The following is a 22,776-nucleotide window of genomic DNA, read 5'->3' as shown; positions in this document are numbered from 1 at the left end:
TCGGAAGAATGCCACCATTTTTACCTGAGCCAGTTGGTTTTCGCCAGTTCGATCACTTCATCGCCACGACCGCTGATGATGGCGCGCAGCATATACAGGCTGAAACCTTTGGCCTGTTCGAGTTTAACCTGTGGCGGAATCGCCAGCTCCTCTTTGGCCACGACCACGTCGACCAGTACTGGGCCGTCGATACTGAAGGCGCGTTGTAAGGCGTCATCGACGTCGGCGGCTTTCTCGACGCGAATGCCGGTGATCCCGCAGGCCTCGGCAATACGCGCGAAGTTGGTGTCGTGCAGTTCGGTGCCATCGGTCAGGTAACCTCCGGCTTTCATCTCCATCGCCACAAAGCCCAGTACGCTGTTATTAAAGACCACGATTTTGACCGGCAGCTTCATCTGCACCACCGACAGGAAATCGCCCATCAGCATGCTAAAGCCGCCATCGCCGCACATCGCGACAACCTGACGTCCCGGTTCTGTCGCCTGCGCGCCCAGCGCCTGCGGCATGGCGTTGGCCATTGAGCCGTGGTTGAAGGAACCGAGCAGGCGGCGCTTACCGTTCATCTGTAGGTAGCGGGCGGCCCACACCGTTGGCGTGCCGACGTCGCAGGTGAAGATGGCGTCGTCGTCAGCAAAGCGGCTAATCTGCTGCGCCAGATACTGTGGGTGAATGACTTTGTCGCTGGGTTTGGCCAGATCGTCCAGCCCCTTACGCGCGTCGCGATAGTGTTCCAGCGCTTTGTCGAGAAAACGGCGATCGCTTTTCTCTTCCAGTAGCGGCAGCAGCGCGGACAAGGTGGCTTTGACATCACCAACCAGCGCCATATCAACTTTACTGTGCGCGCCAATGCTGGCGGGGTTGATATCTATCTGAATGATGGTGCTTTCGCTGGGGTAGAACGGGCGATACGGGAACTGGGTGCCCAGCAGAATCAGCGTATCGGCGTTCATCATGGCGTGGAAACCGGAGGAGAAGCCAATGAGCCCGGTCATGCCGACATCGTATGGGTTGTCGTACTCGACGTGCTCTTTACCGCGCAGTGCGTGGACGATGGGGGACTTAAGCTTTTCAGCAAATGCGGTCAGTTCGTCATGCGCCCCGGCGCAGCCGCTGCCGCACAGCAGGGTGATGTTGCGTGAGGATTTCAGCGTGTCGGCCAGCTTTTCCAGTTCGCTTTGCGGCGGCGTCACTATTGGGTGCGGGGCCGGATACCAGTGGCTGCTGGCGCTTTCCGGCGCGGCCTTCAGCGCCACGTCGCCCGGCAATACCACCACCGATACGCCGCGGTTAAGCACCGCTTTACGCATCGCAATGGCCAGCACTTGCGGGATCTGCTCGGGGGTGGAGACCAGCTCACAGTAGTGGCTGCATTCACGGAACAGCTCCTGCGGATGCGTCTCCTGAAAGTAGCCGCTACCGATTTCACTCGACGGAATATGCGCCGCAATGGCGAGGACGGGCACGTGATTACGGTGACAGTCAAAAAGGCCGTTGATGAGGTGCAGGTTTCCCGGCCCACACGACCCGGCGCACACCGCGAGCTCGCCGGTCAGCTGTGCTTCGGCGCCTGCCGCGAAGGCGGCAACCTCTTCGTGTCGCGTCGGCATCCAGGCAATGGTGCCCATGCGGTTAAGGCTATCGCTCAGGCCGTTGAGCGAATCGCCCGTGACGCCCCAGATTCTTTTCACGCCAGCCTGTTCGAGCGTTTTGGCAATATAGTTGGCTACGGTTTGTTTCATTGGTTTTCCATCTCCTGAAGTGTGATACCGGTTACAAGTTTAGATGAATCCTGTCGTTTCGCTGAGAAAATACCCTTATTTTCAGCGGGTATATTTTGTAAATGAGAAGCAGTAACGTAGTGTTCAACAGGGATAAAACAGGAAAAATATAAATGATGACAACCATATTAAATTCGCTAAACCGCACACTATCGTGTGATGATTTTGGCAAGCTGTTGCTGCGCCTGGTGGTGGGTGGGCTGATGCTGTTTCATGGGCTGCATAAGCTGTTTGACGGTGTTGACGGTATTAGCGCCATGCTGGTGGCGAAAGGTCTGCCGGGCTTTATCGCCTATGGCGTGTTGGTAGGCGAAGTGGTCGCCCCCATCCTGCTCATTCTTGGCGTGTTGACGCGCCCGGCGGCATTAGTGTTGGCCTTTACCATGGTCGTTGCCTGGTTGATGGTGGGGCTCGATAAAACCACCGCGCTGGATAAAACCGGGGCATGGGCGATTGAGAGCCTGGTCTATTTCTTTGTCGCGGGGCTGGCGATTGCTTTTCTGGGCGCGGGGAAATTTGCGCTGGGCAGCAAATCAGCCTGGCAGTAGTGACTCTCTGACGACATAACGCAGAGGCGAGCTCACTCGCCTCTCTCTAAAAAGAGCGTTAGTCTCTTTCGTCGCTAAACAACCGTTTTTTTCTTCGTTTCACCGCGTGTTGAATTAACGCGTTGCTCATCGCTGCGCCAATCTCGGCGCTGGCCACCAGTCCCTGAATAAAAGGACGATCGTGCATTAACCACGGCAGGCCGCCAAAAGCTATCCGCCCACGGGCGTTATCCGGCGCCAGCAGTGTGTAATCGTCACCGATATCCGGAATATCATCACCGCAGGCCAGCAGTTGAGTGCGTAGTGTCGGGAAGGGAATATCTTTGCTCTTTAACGGTTTTTGTCCTCTTGCATCGATGAAGACATCAAATTCGCTGCGTTGATTATTGTGGTAAATAACCGTCGTGTCGCCTTCGTTCTGTCGTTCATAATCCGCGCCCAGCGCCAGTATTGCGATTAGCCTGGCGTCGTGCAGGGCCAGCAGACGACGAATCGACTCAGACGGAATTGCTGCATAGTTATCGATAAACACGCGCGCCAGCCCGCGCTTGAAGCGTTCCCTGTCACGCTCGTCCAGATGAGGCACAAGCTCTTCGATGATCTCATGCAGACGTAGCAGGGTGTAGCGCCACGCCACGGTGTGCTGCTGTTGCTTGTTACGTTCGACTTCCAGCAGATTGAGCTTTGCCCAGTCAAAAGGGTCATGGCGTATTCTGTCGGCAAAGTAGGCGGTGGAAAAGGTATCGGCGGTGAGATTTTCCAGGCCAATCTGCTGACTCCAGTTTGGTGCGGAGTCCTGTAACTGCTTCACAATGAGCTGAAAGATGCGATCTAATAGCCCATCAGCGCCCGATGCTATGACATGCTCAATCGCCTCTTCGGTGGCAATATTGAGGGGTTCATAGGGAAGAGGGCAGTAAAAATCGGCTTCCGGTAGTACCCCGGTGCGCGACATTAGGGTGATTTTCAGGTTTTGGCTGCCGGGGTTACGTATAAACTGCGGCACATTGTCCCTATCGGTGGTGAAGAAACCATGCTGGCTGACGACAGCTACCGCAGCATCAATCGCGCTTAATGAGGTGCCCAGAATCCCCACGCGGCAGGCGTCAATTTTGGCTTCCATCAGGCCGGACCATGGGCTGGGGAAAAAATCGCGAGGAGAGTCATCATCCTCAGGCCACTGATGGCCCGTGGCTATGACGGCAAAATCAACGTCGACCGGACGTTCCGCGTGGTTGATCCACAGAGAAACCCCGTGCGGATTTGCCCTCAGGTCGGTGACCTGACTTGATTCGTTAAGGGTAATGTCGAAGCCTGAAGATTGCGCTTTGTCGGCGATGGCAAAAAGGCGATCGCGATAATAGTCGCCAAGGATCACGCGTGGTAAAAACTGGCGCTCATGCAGCGTCATACGTTCGATATTAAATTGCGCCAGGTATTCATCACTTTGGTTTTGTAACCATGTCAGATAGGTGATGTAAATGGGCGGGATCTCAATGCTGGCGATGTTTGCCAGCATTGATTCCGTGTTATTTTCGCCGCTATACGGCATACCAACGCCTGCGTGCTCAGCCTGCTCGTAGAGCAAGACGGACAGCGGCTCTCCCCGCTCAATCAGGGCGTGGAAAGTATATATACCGGTAGGGCCGACGCCGACGATGGCCACTTTTTTCATGACAGATCCTTGTTAATCGTTCGCAGACGGGACGGGGAGCTTGAGTAGCCTTGCAAAAGTTATTGTGGTCAATAAATTGATTTTGGCGATATTCATTCCACGCTGTTTACACACCTGTCAGTTGAACGGTGTGCCCAGTGATAAGTTTAGATGAGACTCATCGTTTCGCTGGAAAAGACCGGATCATAGGCGATTGACAGCCCGCTGATGTTGAACCCAGCCAGCCTGTCGGTAACTGTTTTAATCGATATTTATAAGATTGACGGGGTGCGTAGCGGATTGATAAATCGTTTCGCAAGAATATAATATCGAGCTATTATCAAAATAATGGTAGATAAATGTATTACTGCGCAAGTTATGGAACAGAATATCACCATTGGTAAACGAGGCTATCTCATAGCCCTCTGTATTATTTTGCCTGGTGCCCACTTCAAAATTATCTCCCCATTTTTCCTGAACATGACCGTATAGATGAAAAATGACCTCAATGTACCCTCTCTTTTGGCAGTTGAGCGTTAAATGTTTTAATGGGTTGTTAATAGCATAGACCGCCTGAGAGTGAATGAATAAAACAATAATTACTGTGTTTTTAATAATGCTTAGTGTTTCATTAAACATAATGAAAATTAATCCTTAAAGCGAGGTTACGGAGTTAAGGCTTAGCGTGAATGTCCCTGAGCGGTATTAAATTGGGAACAAATTTCCTTAATGTCTTGTTCACATTCGAGAAATGCGTTTACCACCGAGGGATCAAACTGTGTTCCTGCCCCACTAATAATGATGTCGAGGGCTTTACTATGGGACATGCTTTTTTTATACACACGCTTACTGGTTAATGCGTCATAAACGTCCGCAACGGCCATCACACGGGCGCAAAAGGGGATATCGGTGCCTGACAGGCGGTCGGGATAGCCTTTGCCGTCCCAGCGTTCATGATGGCTGCCCGCCATATCAATGGCGCAGTGGAGAAACTCACTGGGTGCTCGCAGTTTATCTGCGGCATCGGCTAGCAGCCGCCGACCGATGGTGGTGTGCGTTTTAATCACGTCAAACTCTTCGTCGGTAAGGGCACCGGGTTTCAGTAAAATTGAGTCAGGAATGGCCACTTTGCCGACGTCATGCAGAGGTGCCGCATGGAATAATGAATCGATAAAAAAAGGATGCTGTGCTTCTGGATGATACTTTTCCAGAACTTCAGCAAGGCGTTTCACGTAGAACTGGGTGCGGCTGGTATGTCCTCCTGTCTCCGGATCTCTGGAATCACATACGGCGGCCATCGCATGCAGCAGAGCATGATTTGAATTCTCGAGGTCTTCTTTCCATATATTCATATTTTTTCGTAATATCAAATATTCTACAAGTTCATGTAGTATGATCAGAATGAATGCCCCTATAACTGCATAGATAACCGGTAACCAAACGTTATAGAAATAAAATGCGCAAAACATGGCGGCATTTAACAGGATAACTAAAGATGTAATAATAATAATGCGACGAGTAAAATTGCTCGATAAAAAATAGAGTATATTAATTACTGACAATAAGCTAATGCAGGTGATGACATCCCATATTTTAAGCCATGATGGATGTATCACGACGTTATTGTTCATGATATTGTTCAGCATCGTCGCATGCGCGCCAACACCAGCAATCGCATGGTGAGCGGGCATGATGACTTTGTCATGGAGCGCTGCAGAAGAGGAGCCAATCAAAACGAGTGGCGCTGATATTTTATCTGATTGTCCGGAGAGTATCATTGAGGATGATATGCTAACGAACTGACTTTCACCTGGCTTTGTGTTTATCCAGGCCTTACCTTCATTGTCTACCGGGATATGATATTGACCGACATTAATTTCCCGTCCCCAGACGGTTTTCTCAATTGAAAAGTGGTCGACTCCCTCTTTTTCCATTAACATGGCCAGAGTAAATGATGGGATATTACCTTCGTCGCTGTTAATTATCATTGGAATATTACGTAGGACACCATCACCTTCATTGATAAAGTTAACAAAACCAGCGCGTGTAAGCGATGATCTGATTTCGGGTGTATTTTTTAATATCATTTCAGCATAGGGTAAGTTCAAGCTGGTGTTAAAAATGTGTTTAAGAGTGTGAGTATCACGAGCACGACTCAGAATAAGTTGTGTCGCCCCAACGATAGGGGCTTCATCCCGCAAAACACTCGCCAGATAATGATCGTTGTCGCGCATACCCTCGGGCACGCCGACAACAAACATATCCATATCAAACTCCATTTTATAACGTTGCTGAATATAATTCAGTGACGTTCTATCGGGTTCTAAAAGAAGAATGTCCATGCCAATAACCTGGCTCTTTTCCTGCCTGGTGGCTTTGATCAAATTGCCAAGAACATAACGCGGCCAGGGCCATTGGCCAACTTTCTGTAAGCTTAAATCATCAATATCCACAATCGCCACGGCGGGAGCTTTCGGCTTGTATGGAGTAAGAATATTAAATATCTCCTGTAGATGATCCTCAAGTGAGATAAAGATATGATTGGATGTGGCGATAAAAATGAGCCAGATAACCATAAAGGTGAGGCCAATGACGCCATGGGTCCGGCGTTTTTTTTTCGTACTTGTGAGAGGCATATTAGTGCACCATGATTTCTACTCGCCTGTTTTTAGGCTGTGAGCGGCCTGATGGCGTTTTAATCAGCGGATCAAAGGGGCCATGATAGCGAATATCCATAGCGGATTGAGGGAATCCCCCATGTAATAACATGTCATGAATAACTTGTGCCCGGCGCAGGGAAAGCTGCATATTATATTGGTTATTACCAATGCCATCGGTATGGCCGATGATGGTTATCTGGCAAGGTTTACGCTGCAGACAATCTTTTCTGACGCGTCGAATGAGGTTGCTTGTCGTCGATAATGGTTCAACTGAATCATTAGGAAACCAGACCGTTTCACTGGCAAGTGGCGCCGGTTCTGCTTTAAACAGTGCAGGACGCTGCTGGCGGGCATCAGCAGGAGATAACTGGCCCTCATGTTCTCCCAAAAGACCATCGACAAGGGTTTGCCCCGAATTGTCTAATGTGACGGGTTGATTATCATTATTTTTTACAATGACACGCCCGACATGCCCGGTGGCATCGGGAAGCAACGTTACTTTGGTGCTCGTACAACCGGCCAATAATAATAATGCAGATAATATAATTTTCTTTCTCACGTGGAATAGGCCTCAATCGGTCGAAACAAGAAATCGTGTGCCCCGAACAGCAATAACTGTTGTTGGCGTTTTAAATTTCACGGCTGCAGGATCTAGTTTTCCTAATCTTCCCGATGAATATAATGCGGCTCCGCGACTTAATAAAACGTCAAAAGAGTAGCTATGCTTTAACGGCGTGTAGTCATATTTATTGATCTGGAATTTGCTATCGGAATCTAACGCGACAGTTGTACCATCGTTAAAACTTAATCCGGCATAGCCATCTTTTCCTGTTTGAATCACATCTCCTTCATGTATTTCATCCCCGGAAGAGATGATCTGGCATGATGAACGCAACATTTTGCAGGCGTGTGCCGTTTCTTTGATCACAGCTACCTTTTCGGCCGCCATAGCATCAGCGGAGACGAAAAGAAGTACTGCTACAATTATTCTCTTTGAAATTGTTTGCATGTTTTCTCCAATCATGAAAATAAACCAATAGTTTCAGTTCGTGAATAGCAAGTACATAAGGCAAAGAGAAGCGCACTAAACCAAGTTATGTATTATGTTGATGAACAGATTTTTCCTGATAAACAAAAGCATCGGCTCTGCTAATCGTTTCTTCAAGCGTCCCTGAATACTCAGCTAACCCGACAGAGAATTCTGGTAACAATATTATATTGTGCTCATCAACCTTTATATATTGACGCGACATAAATCGTAATCGCTTAATCAATTGTTCTGCATCTTCAGGTTTGAAGTCGTAGAGCATAATGATGAATTCATCTCCACCGAAACGAACGATACGATCTGTACTACGTAACGAATGTCGCAAAAGTCTACTAAAGGCCACCAAAATTCGATCGCCAATTAGATGGCCATAGTTATCATTAATTTGCTTGAAATTATCCAGGTCAAGCATGATGAGATGGCTTGGTTTGTTGTTTTTTGTCTCTTCATAAAGATAATGTCGGTTATAAGCTCCGGTGAGAGAATCGATATAAAGGTTTTTACGTTCGCGAACTAAACGTATATAACCTCCCGTGCGCCAAATAGCAAAAGACAGAGGTATAATGAGTAGTAATATAGGATTGAGGTAACTCAGTATAGACAGGTTATGTATTACTGACTTTACTTCCTGTTGTTCCTTTTTACTCACCTCATTAAGTTTAATGTTTATCCTTTTTATTTTTTGGCAATGATTATTGTTTTCTCCGGATTGTACTTCTGACATCGGTTGTGTCGTTGTGTTTTTCCACTCAATTGGTTTTTCTTTCTGTATCTCACGATGAAGATCTTTACGGTTAATGTCCGCCTCAGGGCACATTGCCTGAAGTTGATCTGAGAGCGTTTTTTGTAACATCAAATGCCGAAACGAGACGGTTTTTAAAACATTGCTTACTCTAATGTTTTCCCTGTTATTTAACTGAAAGACACATAACAGTGAGATGGATGAAATAATCAATACAAGATACGATATAAAAATATTTCTTTGTTGCATCATATAATAAGAATTACTATGCTTTTAAAATTCAAGTGCAGGTTTAATTATTGCAATTTAGGTCTTTGTTGAGATATTGCAGTGAGGTAATAAAAAACCTTAAATCACGATAAATCGTACCCCATTTTTGATGGTTTAAGTTTTATTTTTTGGCCCGTGGAAATCGGATTGGGGATATATTACGATTTTATTCTGTTTTTAACAACTGTCAGGTAATTAATGTAACTAATTGAAATGATTTATGAAAATGTATTTGGCATTTTGTTTTTGGTGTTATGTGTCAAATCAGACACTGATATCCGGTTTTTTATTCTGTTTTTTATTGGTTTATTGGTGTTAAATTTTGCAATGTTGAGATTTTTTCTGTTTTTTGTTTGCTTTGGTTTTGATTTGTCAACGGCTTATTTGTAATATAGATGACCAGCCTGCAACTATAATAAGTTAAACGTGATTTATTGTATGGTATTAGAATCGCGCTAGTTTTAAAGAGACTTCCCGGTAAAAAATGGTGGTGAGAAATGATCCAGCAGTCTAACAATATAGCACCAGACGCGAGATTACTCCGGCTGGCACGACAATATAAAAGACTGTTGAACCGCTATCAAAACCAGCGGCGTGAAGTACAGTTACAGGATGTTGCTGATACCCTCGCTTGCTCGCCGCGTTATGCTCGTACGCTATTAAAAGAGATGCAACAAATTGGCTGGATTAGCTGGGCTTCCCTGCCTGGGCGGGGGAAGCAAAGCCTTATACAGTGCCGACATGACATCCAGCACCTTCAGGAAGGTATTGATGCTCCTGTTAACTCCTCAGTGACACCCTTACCGATGATACCCGCGTCTGGCGGGTATCATTTCATCTTTCCTTACTATCGTCCGATTTCCGCGATCGTTCCTAAATTATCGGCACAGCATCTCACCCGGCATTTAATCAGGATGGTTCATGTGGGATTGGCGAGGTATCTTGACGGTAATACGCAGCCAGAATTGGCTCTTGCCCACCATGTAGAGGTTTCTACCGATAGAACGTGCTGGCGCTTTTATCTTCGACAGGGGCTGGTCTGGCATAATAACGATCCGTTCAGTGTTGCTGATTGCGCGCGCACATTGCGCGCTTTTGCAGGAACAGAAGCGTTACCTTATGTTCAGAATATTACCGCTGACCAGCAATGTATTGAGTTCCATCTGACGCAACCTGATGAGATGTTACTGCATCGTTTGGCGAATCCGGTTGTTGCAATACCGCATCCGGTTTTCCCCACTGTTGGCATCGGCCCGTTTTTGATCGCTAAACATACTGATGACGGTATCTCACTTGTCCGCTTTCCCGGCTGGTACGGTGAAATGCCGCTAGCGCGTGCGATTACGCTTGAAACGCGTTTGCGGAAAGTAAAGGACTGGGGCGTGGTTCAACTTGAGACCGAGCGCTCTACGGAGCGGCAGGAGAGGACAGAAACCTTGACCTGTAGCGATACGTTTTCCTTCCTGGCATTTAACAATAGCAGCGCGAGTATTCTCTCTCGTCAGCAGCGCATCACGCTGACAGAAATCGCGAAAACTCTGGCGAGCAGCATGATGAAGAAGCAGTCTGATCTGCTGCCCGTTGAGAGTTGGCTGACGATGTCTGGAAAGGAAATGGACATGTCCGAGCTCCCTCCGCTGCTTTCCATGGCCTATTTCAGTACGCCGGATACGGAAATTTTCGTCAAAATGTTTGCCCGATATTTGCTGCGTGTCGGATGTCGGTTAACGACACGGGCCATTCATAATACCCACTGGCCGGCAAGCGGGGCGGTCTGGGAAAGCATGGATATTGCCCTGGGCTACTTAAGTTCTGTCCAGCAAGCAGCATTTACCTTTGAGGAACGCTGGCGCAGAAGCAGCATGGTAAAGGTGTTCTGGCCAAAAGAGAGTCAAAAACGCGTGATAAGGTTACTGGACAGGTCGGTACACCGAGAACCGGAACGTCATAAACGGCTCCTTATTGCGCTTCAGCGCCATGCTATTCGCCATCATTTGATCGTTCCTCTTTATCAAAAGCAGTACACGTTGCGGTATCCAAAATCAGTGAAGGGGATTCATTGCCATCCTCAGTGTTGGCCAGATTTTGCGAGGATATGGATTGATGATAAAAACAATACGTGGTGACAATCGGCAGCTGTTTATCTTTATGCATGCCCATTAAAAAAGGCCACCCGTTTTACAGGGTAGCCTTTTTGCAGTAGTGGGTGAATTACGCCAGTACCAGGTCACCCTGCGGATGGCAGGAACACGCCAGCACGTACCCGTCGGCAATTTCCGCATCGCTTAACGTCATAGTGCTGGTGACCGTATAGTCACCGGAAACCACCTTGGTTTTGCAGCAGCCGCATACGCCTGCACGGCAGGCCGCCACTACTGGCACCTTGTTGCTTTCCAGCGCGTCCAGCAAGGTGGTACCAACCGGAGAGTAGAACTCTTTCGCTGGCTGCAGTTTGGTGAACTTCAGGCCGCTGGTGGCCGCGTCGGCAACCGGGGTGAAGAACTTCTCTTTAAAGAAGCGGGTCACGCCCAGCGCTTTCACTTCTTTTTCGACAAGCTCCATATACGGTGCCGGGCCACAGGTCATCACGGTGCGAGACGCCAGATCCGGTACGCTTTTCAGCAATTCGGTACTCAGACGACCGGAGACAAAACCGTGGGTGGCGTTGTTTTCCGCCACCAGGGTGACCGGATACTGACGCCATTCGTCGGCGAAGATCACATCTTCCGGCGAACGGACGTTAAAGATCACCTGCACATCGGCCTGCGGACGGTACTTCGCCAACCAGCGACGCATAGACATGATTGGCGTCACGCCACAGCCAGCCGCCAGCATCAGGAATTTGTCATCCGCTTTGTCTTCGCAGATGAAATCGCCCATGGCATCGGACAGCCAGATATAATCGCCGCGTTTCACGTCACGGGTCAGCCACTGTGAACCTGCGCCATCGTCAATGCGGCGAACGGTCAGCGTGATGTACTCGCTGACTCCCGGCGTAGACGAAATGGTGTAAGCACGCAGCGTCTCCGCTGAGTTGCGCACGCTGACCAGTGCGTACTGCCCGGCGCGGTACGGATAATAGTCGTGGCACAGCAACGAAATGGTCCATACATCCGGCGTTTCCTGATGGATGTGGTGAACCTGCATCCGCCATGGGCACTGACTTGTTGGCATTGTCATGCTTAACTCCTTACGCGCTCAACAGCTGCTTCATATCTTCTTCAACAGTGGTCACGGAACGCAGACCAAATTTCTCGTTGAGCACAGCCAGCAGGTCCGGCGTGAAGAAGCCTGGTGCCGTCGGGCCAGTAACGATGTTTTTCACGCCGAGCGACAGCAGGGTCAGCAGAATCACGATCGCTTTCTGTTCGAACCAGGAGAGCACCAGCGACAGCGGCAGATCGTTGACGCCACAGCCCAGTTTCTCTGCCAGAGTGACCGCCAGGATGATGGCAGAGTATGCATCGTTACACTGACCGGCATCCACCAGACGCGGCAGGCCTTCGATATCGCCGAACTCCAGTTTGTTGAAACGGTATTTACCGCAGGCCAGAGTCAGGATCAGGCAGTCGTCCGGCACGCTGGTGGCGAAGTCGGTGAAGTAGTTACGTTCGCCGCGCGCGCCGTCGCAGCCGCCCACCAGGAAGATGTGACGCAGTTTTTCACGGCTCACCAGGTCAATCAGGGTATCAGCTGCGCCCAGTAGGGTCTGACGACCGAAACCTACGGTGATCAGGTGCGGAATTTCGCTGTACGGGAAGCCCGCCATCTGCTGGGCCTGCGCGATAACCGGACCGAAGTTGTCGCCTTCGAGGTGGCTCACACCCGGCCAGCCGACGATGCTACGGGTCCAGATACGGTCGTCGTACGCGCCCACGGTTGGGTCGATGATGCAGTTAGAGGTCATCACGATTGGGCCAGGGAAGCGAGCGAATTCCACCTGCTGGTTCTGCCAGCCGCTGCCGTAGTTACCGATCAGGTGTTTGAACTTACGCAGTTCCGGGTAGCCGTGCGCTGGCAGCATTTCACCGTGGGTATAGACGTTAACGCCGGTGCCTTCGGTTTGTTCCAGCAGGTTGTAGAGATCTTTCAGGTCGTGACCGGAGATCAGGATGCACTTACCTTCAGTGGCTTTCACGTTGACCTGAGTCGGGGTCGGGTGGCCGTATTTGGTGGTTTCACCAGCGTCCAGAATGCTCATCACTTTGAAGTTCATCTGGCCGATTTCCATAGAGCACTCCAGCAGAGCGTTCATATCGGTAGGCCAGGTGCCCAGCCACGCCATGATTTTGTGGTACTGCGCGTAGATGTCGTTGTCGTACTGGCCAAGGACATGCGCGTGTTCCATGTATGCCGCCGCGCCTTTCAGACCGTACAGGCACAGCAGGCGCAGACCGAGAATGTTCTCACCGATGGCGGCTTTGTCTTTGTTCGGGGTAAATTCCGCCGCCTGTTTTTGCAGATCGCCCAGATCGTCACTGACCAGTTGAAGGTCAGCCATCGGGTTATCGACGGTGGCGTTAGCGTCTTTGGTCAGGCACTGCGCCTTCAGCGCTTCACGCAGGGCAATCGCTTCACGGGCGTAGCCCACGATACGCGGAGAGTCGAAGTTAACGTTGGTCAGAGTGGAGAAGAACGCGCGCGGGGCGAAGTTATCAACGTCGTGGTTGATGATGCCGTATTCACGCGCCTTCACCGCCCATGCGGACAGACCTTGCAAAGACGCAATCAGCAGATCCTGCAGATCGGACGTTTCAGCCGTCTTACCACACATACCCTGAGCGTAAGAGCAGCCGTTCCCTGCCGGAGTACGGATGGTTTGTTCACATTGCACACAAAACATGGGTCACACCTTTTTAAAGTTATATTTAATATACATGTTTAAGGGTAAGCCTGAGACTCAGCCTTGAAAAGGCATTTTTAGTGCAACTTAAAGGGAGGTTGATTTAGCGCAATTTTGGCGGCAGCGAAGGCTACCGCCATGGAGGTATCAGGCGGTGAAGAAGGCCATCATCAGCGGTACGAGCAGGCTAAGAATAAAACCGTGGACGATAGCGGGAGGGACCATTTCCACGCCGCCGGAGCGCTGGAGGACCGGTAGGGTGAAGTCCATTGACGTTGCGCCGCACAGGCCAAGCGCGGTGGAGCGACTGCGGCGTACCAGGCCGGGAATGAGCATAATGGCCAGTAGTTCGCGCGCCAGGTCATTAAAGAAGGTGGCGCTACCGATTACCGGGCCGTAGGCGTCGGTCAGCAGAATACCGGACAGCGAGTACCAGCCAAATCCGGAGGCCATCGCCAGACCGGTTTTAATGGGCAAACCAAGCAGAAACGCATTGATGACGCCGGCAACCATCGAACTGGCCACCACGACTAACGCAATCACCATGCCGCGGCGGTTGAGAATAATTTGTCGCAGGGTCATGCCGCTGTTTCTCAGCTGAATACCGACCAGGAACAGCAAGAAAATGAGCGTATATTCGCTGGCATCGGTGGCGTGCTGTAAAAAGGAAAGCCCGCTGAGTCCGAGAACAAAACCGGCAATAACCACAAAGCACAGCTTTAATGATTCCAGCGCCATCGCGAGGCGTGAGGGTAATTTTTCCTGATGATGAGGATGTCCCCACGGCAACACTTTTTCCAGCCACAGCAGTGCCGCAATATTGCAAAGTAAAATAACCACAATGCTAATAGCAGAATAGTGGAAGATAGATAATAGATTCGCTGCCAGATTATCCAGAAATGCCAGGCTGATCCCCATAAAGAAGAGAATCAGATAAACAATCCAACTGAGCAGGCGATTGATCAGCTGCAGCGCACCGCGGTGGGTAAGGGGAATCAGATAGCCGATAACCAACGGCACCAGAATGATGAGCAGTCCCGATAACATAACGAACACGCTTCCTTGTAGTATTTAAATCGCGCACAGACACTACCGAAAACCGCATACCGAGTAAAGCTGCGAAAAAAGAAAGACCCGGCTTTACCGGGTCTTTCTTTGCCGGGTTGGCGCATTCACGCCATGTCCGGTTTACAGAAGGCTTATTTCTTTTCCAGCAGGGTGCGATAAATCACGCCGCCCAGGATACCGCCGATGATCGGCATCACCCAGAACAGCCACAGCTGGTCAAGCGCCCAGCCGCCCTGGAAAATAGCGACCGCGGTACTACGCGCCGGGTTAACGGAGGTGTTAGTTACCGGAATGCTGATGAGGTGAATCAGGGTCAGCGCCAGGCCGATGGCGATTGGTGCGAAGCCTGCCGGGGCATTTTTGTCGGTTGCGCCGTGGATCACCAGCAGGAAGCCGCAGGTCAGTACGATTTCAATCACGATAGCGGAAAGCATTGAGTAGCCGCCCGGTGAATGTTCGCCGTAACCGTTGGAGGCGAAGCCGCTGGCTGCCGCGTCAAAGCCCGCTTTACCGCTGGCGATTAAATACAATACCGCAGCGGCGATAATCCCGCCGACAACCTGTGCGACAATATAGCCAATCACTTCTTTGGCCGGGAAACGACCGCCAGCCCACAGGCCCAGGGTCACTGCCGGGTTAAAATGGCCGCCAGAGATATGGCCAACGGCAAATGCCATGGTGAGAACGGTTAAACCGAACGCCAGCGCAACGCCCGCAAAGCCAATCCCTAATTCCGGGAATGCTGCAGCCAGAACGGCGCTACCGCAACCACCAAATACCAGCCAGAAGGTGCCAAAGCACTCTGCAGCCAATTTTCTAAACATAACCACCTCGAATTAAAAATTATTATCGTCATAAAGGGTGACGACTGAATATATCCCTACCAAAATGGGTGGCAGGCATAGTCCTCATTATTTTAAAAACGAACGTCATCCCTCACCAGTTAAATAAATAGCCGAACTTTGATACAAAACAATGTGGTGTTATTCCTTGAGCAATTTATTCTTTGAAGTAGAGTGTAGTGCATTATTTTCGGAATAATCGTGGAAGGTGATAGAGAACGCACTTTATTACTTTCAGCGGTTAATAAAGCATCACTCCGTACGCAAGCGGCGTGCCAGTCTGGTGTCAAGTGCGACGCATGCCGCTATACTGCCGATAACGAAGGGATGGCAGCTATCGTGTTACGGAGGGGTTATGCTTCTTGAGCGCACCGAAATTGCAGGGTTTCGCGGCATTAATCGATTATCGTTGATGCTGGAGGAGAATAACGTCTTAATCGGCGAAAACGCGTGGGGTAAATCGAGCCTGCTGGACGCGCTGACGCTGCTGCTTTCACCGCACGATGAGCTGTATCACTTTGTCTATAACGATTTCTGGTTTCCGCCCGGCGATGTGCAGGGACGTGAGCACCATCTGCACATCATACTGACTTTTCGCGAAAACGAACCCGGCCGCTACCGGGGCCGACGCTACCGTGGGCTCTCCGACTGCTGGACGCTGTGCGACGACGGTTTTCGACGTATTTTCTACCGCCTGGAGGGGGAACTGGCCGCCGACGGTAGCGTGCTGACGCTCCGTAGCTTTATCGACAGCGATGGTCAGGCGTTGGACATTGACGATATTGACGGCCAGGCGCGCGAGTTGATTCGCCTGATGCCCGTACTACGCCTGCGTGATGCCCGTTTTATGCGCCGCATCCGCAGCGGCACCGTGCCGGATGTGCCTGACGTTGAAATCACCGCGCGCCAGCTCGATTACCTTTCCCGCGAGCTGGTGACGAGCCCGCAGAATCTCAGCGATGGTCAGATACGCCAGGGGCTGGCGGCGATGGGACAACTGCTGGAGCACTACTTCTCTGAGCAGGGCTCTGGCCCGGCGATTCAACGCTTGATGCGCCGTCGCTCGCACGACGAGCAGCGCAGTTGGCGTTATCTGGATTTGATTAACCGTATGATCGACAAGCCCGGCGCGCGCAATCACCGGGTGATCCTGCTGGGCATGTTCGCGACGCTGCTGCAGGCGAAGGGGACGGTCAAACTCGATAGAGACGCGCGTCCGCTGCTGCTCGTGGAGGATCCGGAAACGCGGCTGCATCCGATTATGCTGTCGGTGGCCTGGAATCTGCTGAACTTGCTGCCATTACAGCGCGTGGCGACCACCAACTCCGGTGAGCTGTTGTCGCTCACGCCGATGCAGAACGTTTGCCGTCTGGTCCGTGAGTCCTCCCGCGTATCGGCATGGCGGCTGGGGCCGGAGGGAATGAACGCTGAAGACAGTCGCCGCATTTCGTTCCACATTCGTTTTAATCGCGCCTCATCACTGTTTGCGCGCTGCTGGCTGCTGGTGGAAGGTGAAACCGAAACCTGGGTGATTAACGAGCTGGCGCGCCAGTGCGGGCACCATTTCGATGCTGAAGGGGTCAAAGTGATTGAGTTTGCCCAGTCCGGACTCAAACCGTTGATTAAATTCGCTCGTCGAATGGGGATAGAGTGGCACGTGCTGGTCGATGGGGATGAGGCAGGAAAAAAATATGCGGCCACGGTGCGCAGCCTGCTCAACAACGATCGTGAAGCCGAACATCATCACCTGACGACGTTGCCCGCGCCGGATATGGAACACTTTATGTACCGGCAGGGGTTTTCCAGCGTTTATCACCGCGTGGCGCAATTGCCGGAAAACATCCCGATGAATATGCGCCGGGTGATCACCAAAGCGATTCATCGTTCATCGAAACCCGATCTGGCGATTGAAGTGGCGATGGAAGCCGGGCGGCGCGGTATTGAAGCCGTTCCGCCCCTGCTGAAGAAAATGTTTTCCCGCGTCGTCTGGCTGGCGCGCGGGAAAGCGGATTAACGCTGGACTGTTTCGGTAATTTGCTGCTGGAGCTCGTCCAGCAGCGCATAGCGACGGCGGTACTCCGCGCGCTTCTTGCTGGCAATCTCTTCCATCGTTTTACGCGCCAGCGTCAGCGGTAAAACGTAATCACCTTCCTCGTCGGCCTGTGCTCCCAACGACGCCCAGAAACTGTTGTAGTCGGCATGCAGCTTGCCGCGTTTTTTATGGCGGTAGCGCAGGCTGCGATAAATGTGCGTTTCGTTGCTGACGGCACGCACGTGTGCAACGGACAGCAGTGACCCCAGGGTTAACAGCGCATCCACCACCAGACGTTTCGGGAATAAGCCGTGGCAGGCTTTGGTGGCGGCTTGAATCAGCTGGTGCGGCACGTCCGCTTTCGCCCCTTGCAGGCCGCCGACAAAGAACGTGTCTACCCCGTTGTACTGGCACAGCGTAAACGTCAGTTCCGCCAGCACGGTGTCGTTCTCGTCCTGGAAAACAATCGTCGCTTCGCCTTCTTTATCCAGCATTGCATCCGCGCACAGACGAATGCTGTATTGCTGTCCGTCTTTACCACTAAGCGTGGTCAGCAGCGCGCCGCGTGGGGAAAGATAATGATTGGCGACATTTTCCGGCAGCCTGGCCAGCAACTGCTGGTAGTGCCAGCACAGCGCATCAATGGTTTGCTGGTGGCTCAGGTGTGTACACAGCCAAGGTCGATGCAGTCGGCACGGCAGGCCGGGCTGTACGTTCAGAATTTGCATCAGCTGCGGTTGTTTCGCCAGGCTGCCCAGCAGTTTACCGGTCATTCGCGGCGTGCTCAGCGAGCGCAGCAGGAATTTACGCCGGTACGCAGGGTTTTTCCACGCGCGGCCGGGCGCAAGCGTGCCGGTCGACAGTAGTCGAAAAAGGTGCCAGCTGGATTCAGGTTGTGGATGCGCGGACGCGGAAAAATCGACAAGGCTCGACATAGGAAAAATCTCGTTAAGGAGGTTTTGCCTATTTAATCAACGGAACCTTCAACGTAATTTCAACAAATGCAAAGAATGTGAAGATTACATTTTGTTTATGAATGGTTTAAGTTTGGTTATGATCATTTTTAGCTGTTTTCTACGCGCTGATGGTTCAGCGCGCAGAAATTTACATTAAGGCTGATGGAATAAGCCCGACATTTGGCTTTGAATTGCATCCATCAGTTCATAGCGACGGCGATATTCCGCACGTTTTTTACTTGCGATTTCAGCAATATCCTTGCGGGCGATGGCAACCGGAATATGGAAGTAGCCCTCGTTGTCGCGCTCGCCGCCCACCGCTTCCCAAAACGTGTCGTAATCGGAAAGAATCTTTTTATTCTTATCCTGGTAGCGTTCGCCGCGGAAAATGTGCACATCGTTACTGACGGCCAGGATCTGATCCACGTGCAGGCGTTCAGCAAAGCGGCATACAGCTTCCATGACCAGGCGTTTCGGGAACAGACCGTGGCAGGATTTGGTGGCATTCTGAATGGCTTCATGCGGCAAATCGCGTTTGCCGCCCTGGAGGCCGCCAATAAACAGCGTGCGCTGGTTCTGGTGGTCAAGCAGGGTGAAGGTCATCTCCGCCAGCACATCGCCGTCGGCGTTGCGCATCAGAATAGTGCTATCGCCTTCTTTATCCAGATTAATCTGCATGGTCAGCTCAAGAGTAAAGGTGTCACCATTTTTCCCTTCAATCTGCGCCAGCGTTAAGGCCTGTGTATTCAGGTAGGTGGTTAACTCTTCGGAGGACATCGCCTCTGACAGCAGCGTATAGTGATAACGCAGCGCGTCCAGCACCTGGTGACGGCTAAAATTTACCGCCAGATACGGGCGATGCAGACGCACCGGCAGGCGAGGCTGGCGCGTAAGCAGCGTATCCAGATGGGACCATTGGGACAGTTCGTTCATCCATTCGCGGCTCAGACGTGGCATCAGTAAAGAGCGCAGCATAAACTTCCGACGAAAGCTACGCTTGTTCCAGAATTCACCGGGGCGCCATTGCCCGCTAAACAGGCTAAAAAAGAGGCCGAGGGCGGAAGGGTGGCGGGAAGACTCGAATGAATTTTCGCTGAGCTGTGACATGGTTTACTATCCAGAATTACATATGAATGGCGATTTTAACATCACCATGATGAATCAATTAGCGGGGCAGGGGTATTTGCTCAGACTTTTCTTGGTTTGTTTAGCTTGCATTGAAGTTTGATTTCACATTGTGTCGATATTTTCGGGGATTTCAGGATTTTATGATCATCAAGGGAAAACTAAAAAAACGCTACTGGCTGATGCTTGCCGTGCTTATCGTGGCGCTCATTGCCGTCTGGAAAATGCTCAACGCACCGTTGCCCAATTACCAGACGCTCATTGTGCGCAAAGGCTCGCTTGAGCAGAGCGTGCTGGCCACCGGTAAGCTTGACGCGCTGCGAAAAGTTGACGTCGGCGCGCAGGTGAGCGGGCAGTTGAAAACCCTGTCAGTGAACATCGGTGATAAGGTGGTAAAAGATCAGCTTTTAGGGGTGATTGACCCTGAACAGGCGCAGAACCAGATTAAAGAAGTGGAAGCGACGCTGATGGAGCTTCGCGCGCAGCGCAAACAGGCAGAAGCGGAATGGAAGCTGGCGAGCGTCACCTTCTCACGCCAGCAACAGCTGGCGAAAACTCAGGTCGTTTCGCGCCAGGATCTGGATACCGCCGCCACCGATATGGCGGTAAAACAGGCGCAAATAGGTACCATTGATGCGCAGATTAAACGCAATCAGGCCTCACTCGATACGGCCAAAACCAACCTTGACTACACCCGTATTGTGGCGCCGATGCGTGGCGAAGTGACGCAAATTACCACGCTACAAGGGCAGACTGTGATAGCCGCTCAGCAGGCGCCCAACATTCTGACGCTGGCGGATCTCAGCACCATGCTGGTGAAAGCTCAGGTTTCCGAAGCCGATGTCATTCATCTCAAACCGGGACAGAAAGCCTGGTTTACCGTACTTGGCGACCCGCTGACCCGCTACGAAGGCACCCTGAAGGATATCCTGCCGACGCCGGAAAAAGTCAACGATGCCATCTTCTACTATGCCCGTTTTGAAGTGCCGAATCCTAACGGTGTGCTGCGTCTGGAGATGACCGCGCAGGTGCATATCCAGCTCGGTGGCGTCAACGATGTGTTGACCATTCCGCTGTCGGCGCTAGGCGATAGCGTAGGGGATAACCGTTACAACGTGCGTCTACTGCGCAACGGTGAAGTCAAGACGCGTGAAGTGGTCATCGGTGCGCGCAACGACACCGACGTAGAGATTGCCAAAGGGCTTGAGGCGGGCGATGAGGTGATTATTGGAGAAGGTAAAGCCGGAGCGGAAAAATGACCGCACTGCTTGAGCTAACCCAGATTCGCCGCAGTTACCCGTCGGGAGATGGCAGCGTTGAGGTCCTCAAGGGTATCTCACTGCAAATTAACGCCGGCGAGATGGTGGCGATCGTCGGGGCTTCTGGTTCGGGAAAATCGACGCTGATGAATATTCTCGGCTGCCTCGATAAGCCGACCAGCGGCACCTACCGCGTGGCGGGAACCGATGTGGCGACGCTGGACGGCGATGCGCTGGCCGCGCTGCGCCGCGAGCACTTTGGCTTTATTTTTCAACGTTATCACCTGTTGTCGCACCTGACGGCGGCGCAGAATGTGGAAGTGCCGGCGGTGTACGCGGGCGTGGAGCGCAAGGCGCGGCTGGCGCGGGCAAAGCAGCTGTTGCAACGTCTGGGGCTGGCGGATCGCGTCGATTATGCGCCTTCTCAGCTCTCCGGCGGCCAGCAGCAGCGGGTGAGTATTGCCCGCGCGCTGATGAACGGCGGCCAGGTGATCCTTGCCGATGAACCCACCGGCGCGCTCGACAGTCGCTCTGGTGAAGAGGTGATGGCGATTCTCCATCAGCTTAAAGAGCAAGGGCATACGATTATTATCGTCACCCACGACCCGCAGGTGGCCGCGCAAGCAGAGCGCGTGATTGAGATTCGCGACGGTGAAATTGTCCATAACCCTCCGGCGCGACAGACGACGGTCGCCCCACGTCAGCCAGTGATACAGACGGCTTCCGGCTGGGGGCAGTTCAGCAATAGTTTCCGTGAAGCGCTGTCGATGGCCTGGCTGGCCATGGTGGCGAATAAAATGCGCACGCTGCTGACCATGCTCGGCATTATTATTGGTATCGCCTCGGTGGTATCGATTGTGGTGGTGGGCGATGCGGCCAAACAGATGGTGCTGGCGGATATCCGTTCCATTGGCACCAATACTATCGATGTCTATCCGGGGAAAGATTTCGGCGATGACGATCCGCAGTACCAGCAATCGCTGAAGTATGACGATCTGCTGGCGATCGAAAAGCAGTCGTGGGTCAGCTCGGTGACGCCGTCGGTATCAAAGAATCTACGCATCCGCGCTGGGAATATCGACGTTGCGGCCAGCGTGCAGGGCATTGGTCAGCACTACTTCAACGTTTATGGCATGACCTTCAGCGAGGGCAATACCTTTAATGATGTCCAGGCCGCAGAACGCGCGCAGGTGGTGGTCCTGGACAGCAATACGCGCCGTCAGCTATTCCCCAATAAGGCCAGCGTGGTGGGGGAAGTGATACTGGTGGGTAATACGCCGGCGACGGTGATTGGCGTAGCGGATGAGAAACAGTCGATGTTTGGCAGCAGCAAGATTCTGCGCGTCTGGTTACCGTATTCAACGATGTCCGGGCGGGTGATGGGTCAGGCGTGGCTGAACTCCATTACCGTGAGGGTGAAAGAGGGCTACGACAGCAGTCTCGCCGAACAGCAGTTGACCCGACTGCTCAGTTTGCGTCACGGCAAGAAAGATTTCTTCGTCTGGAATATGGACAGCATCTTGAAAACGGCAGAACGCACCACACATACATTACAGCTGTTCTTAACGCTGGTGGCGGTGATCTCGCTGGTGGTTGGCGGTATTGGCGTGATGAATATCATGCTGGTGTCGGTGACGGAACGGACGCGGGAAATCGGCATTCGTATGGCGGTCGGCGCGCGGGCCAGTAACGTCCTGCAGCAGTTTTTGATTGAGGCGATTCTGGTGTGCCTGGTGGGTGGCGCACTGGGTGTCACGCTGTCGTTGATGATTGCGCTGCTGCTCCAACTGGTGCTGCCGGGCTGGGAGATTGGTTTTTCGCCGCTGGCGCTGTTGACGGCGTTTATCTGCTCAACCCTCACCGGTGTGCTCTTTGGCTGGCTACCGGCGAGGAACGCGGCGCGGCTCGACCCGGTCGATGCGCTGGCGCGGGAATAACGGCGAAAAATAAA

At 51.9% G+C, this 22,776-nt stretch carries 19 protein-coding genes; 6 read left to right on the top strand and 13 right to left on the bottom strand.

Annotated elements, in window-relative coordinates; translation table 11 throughout:
• Positions 1–20: 20 nt before the first annotated feature.
• Complete coding sequence (gene poxB / locus GY169_RS15955; protein WP_167576313.1) at positions 21–1,739, bottom strand: ubiquinone-dependent pyruvate dehydrogenase; 1,719 nt, start codon at positions 1,737–1,739, stop codon at positions 21–23.
• A gap of 152 nt (positions 1,740–1,891) precedes the next feature.
• On the opposite strand from poxB, the gene GY169_RS15950 reads away from it, so the two are divergent.
• On the top strand, positions 1,892–2,326 hold the full coding sequence (locus tag GY169_RS15950; RefSeq protein ID WP_167576312.1) for a DoxX family protein: 435 nt from the start codon (positions 1,892–1,894) through the stop codon (positions 2,324–2,326).
• A 58-nt stretch (positions 2,327–2,384) separates the two neighbouring features.
• Here the strand turns inward: GY169_RS15950 and GY169_RS15945 are convergent, their stop codons facing one another.
• The 6 genes from GY169_RS15945 to GY169_RS15920 form a co-directional block, all read right to left on the bottom strand.
• Positions 2,385–4,001, bottom strand: coding sequence for an FAD-NAD(P)-binding protein (locus tag GY169_RS15945; RefSeq protein ID WP_167576311.1), 1,617 nt, complete (start codon positions 3,999–4,001; stop codon positions 2,385–2,387).
• Between the two features lie 240 nt (positions 4,002–4,241).
• The gene (locus GY169_RS15940; protein WP_167576310.1) at positions 4,242–4,619 is read right to left on the bottom strand and encodes a hypothetical protein; all 378 of its coding nucleotides are present in this window, start codon (positions 4,617–4,619) and stop codon (positions 4,242–4,244) included.
• A gap of 41 nt (positions 4,620–4,660) precedes the next feature.
• Positions 4,661–6,616 carry a CHASE2 domain-containing protein gene (locus GY169_RS15935; protein WP_167576309.1) on the bottom strand — a complete coding sequence of 652 codons (1,956 nt, stop codon included), beginning with the start codon at positions 6,614–6,616 and terminating at the stop codon, positions 4,661–4,663.
• Position 6,617: 1 nt separating this feature from the next.
• Positions 6,618–7,199, bottom strand: a complete 582-nt coding sequence (locus GY169_RS15930; RefSeq protein WP_167576308.1) for an OmpA family protein — start codon at positions 7,197–7,199, stop codon at positions 6,618–6,620.
• Between the two features lie 12 nt (positions 7,200–7,211).
• Positions 7,212–7,649 carry a FecR domain-containing protein gene (locus GY169_RS15925; RefSeq protein ID WP_167576307.1) on the bottom strand — a complete coding sequence of 146 codons (438 nt, stop codon included), beginning with the start codon at positions 7,647–7,649 and terminating at the stop codon, positions 7,212–7,214.
• An 85-nt stretch (positions 7,650–7,734) separates the two neighbouring features.
• Positions 7,735–8,541: a GGDEF domain-containing protein gene (locus GY169_RS15920; RefSeq protein WP_163447755.1), complete on the bottom strand. Its 807-nt coding sequence runs from the start codon at positions 8,539–8,541 to the stop codon at positions 7,735–7,737.
• A gap of 656 nt (positions 8,542–9,197) precedes the next feature.
• Here GY169_RS15920 and GY169_RS15915 point away from each other — a divergent pair.
• Positions 9,198–10,826 carry an SgrR family transcriptional regulator gene (locus GY169_RS15915; protein WP_167576306.1) on the top strand — a complete coding sequence of 543 codons (1,629 nt, stop codon included), beginning with the start codon at positions 9,198–9,200 and terminating at the stop codon, positions 10,824–10,826.
• 85 nt (positions 10,827–10,911) lie between these two features.
• On the opposite strand, the gene hcr is transcribed toward GY169_RS15915, so the two are convergent.
• From hcr to aqpZ, 4 genes are all read right to left on the bottom strand, one after another.
• Complete coding sequence (hcr, locus tag GY169_RS15910; protein WP_167576305.1) at positions 10,912–11,880, bottom strand: NADH oxidoreductase; 969 nt, start codon at positions 11,878–11,880, stop codon at positions 10,912–10,914.
• A gap of 10 nt (positions 11,881–11,890) precedes the next feature.
• The gene (gene hcp / locus GY169_RS15905) at positions 11,891–13,543 is read right to left on the bottom strand and encodes a hydroxylamine reductase (RefSeq protein WP_065355661.1); all 1,653 of its coding nucleotides are present in this window, start codon (positions 13,541–13,543) and stop codon (positions 11,891–11,893) included.
• Positions 13,544–13,690: 147 nt separating this feature from the next.
• Positions 13,691–14,590, bottom strand: a complete 900-nt coding sequence (locus GY169_RS15900; RefSeq protein WP_167576304.1) for a lysine exporter LysO family protein — start codon at positions 14,588–14,590, stop codon at positions 13,691–13,693.
• A gap of 152 nt (positions 14,591–14,742) precedes the next feature.
• Positions 14,743–15,435, bottom strand: a complete 693-nt coding sequence (gene aqpZ / locus GY169_RS15895; protein ID WP_064548706.1) for an aquaporin Z — start codon at positions 15,433–15,435, stop codon at positions 14,743–14,745.
• 219 nt (positions 15,436–15,654) lie between these two features.
• Between aqpZ and GY169_RS23630 the strand changes: the two genes are divergently transcribed.
• Positions 15,655–15,819, top strand: coding sequence for a hypothetical protein (locus GY169_RS23630; RefSeq protein ID WP_411908097.1), 165 nt, complete (start codon positions 15,655–15,657; stop codon positions 15,817–15,819).
• Positions 15,809–17,467: an ATP-dependent endonuclease gene (locus tag GY169_RS15890; protein ID WP_163447750.1), complete on the top strand. Its 1,659-nt coding sequence runs from the start codon at positions 15,809–15,811 to the stop codon at positions 17,465–17,467. Before GY169_RS23630 ends, GY169_RS15890 begins: the two co-directional genes overlap by 11 nt.
• Here GY169_RS15890 and GY169_RS15885 read toward each other — a convergent pair.
• Positions 17,464–18,420, bottom strand: coding sequence for a VirK/YbjX family protein (locus tag GY169_RS15885; protein ID WP_167576303.1), 957 nt, complete (start codon positions 18,418–18,420; stop codon positions 17,464–17,466). The two genes, GY169_RS15890 and GY169_RS15885, sit on opposite strands and share 4 nt — an antisense overlap.
• Positions 18,421–18,594: 174 nt before the next feature.
• A complete protein-coding gene (locus GY169_RS15880; RefSeq protein ID WP_167576302.1) occupies positions 18,595–19,548 on the bottom strand; it encodes a VirK/YbjX family protein in 954 nt (317 codons plus the stop codon).
• A gap of 161 nt (positions 19,549–19,709) precedes the next feature.
• On the opposite strand from GY169_RS15880, the gene macA reads away from it, so the two are divergent.
• Both macA and macB read left to right on the top strand, forming a co-directional pair.
• On the top strand, positions 19,710–20,825 hold the full coding sequence (gene macA, locus GY169_RS15875) for a macrolide transporter subunit MacA (protein ID WP_163447747.1): 1,116 nt from the start codon (positions 19,710–19,712) through the stop codon (positions 20,823–20,825).
• Positions 20,822–22,762 (top strand): macrolide ABC transporter ATP-binding protein/permease MacB, encoded by a 1,941-nt coding sequence (gene macB / locus GY169_RS15870; RefSeq protein ID WP_163447746.1) that lies wholly within the window; start codon positions 20,822–20,824, stop codon positions 22,760–22,762. The genes macA and macB overlap by 4 nt, the downstream gene beginning before the upstream one ends.
• The last annotated feature ends 14 nt before the right edge of the window (positions 22,763–22,776 follow it).

This window comes from Kluyvera genomosp. 3 (assembly GCF_011765685.1).
Taxonomy (GTDB): Bacteria; Pseudomonadota; Gammaproteobacteria; order Enterobacterales; family Enterobacteriaceae; genus Kluyvera; species Kluyvera georgiana_A.
The sequence above is the reverse complement of the archived record's forward strand: the minus strand, read 5'-3'. Positions and strand labels throughout refer to the sequence as shown.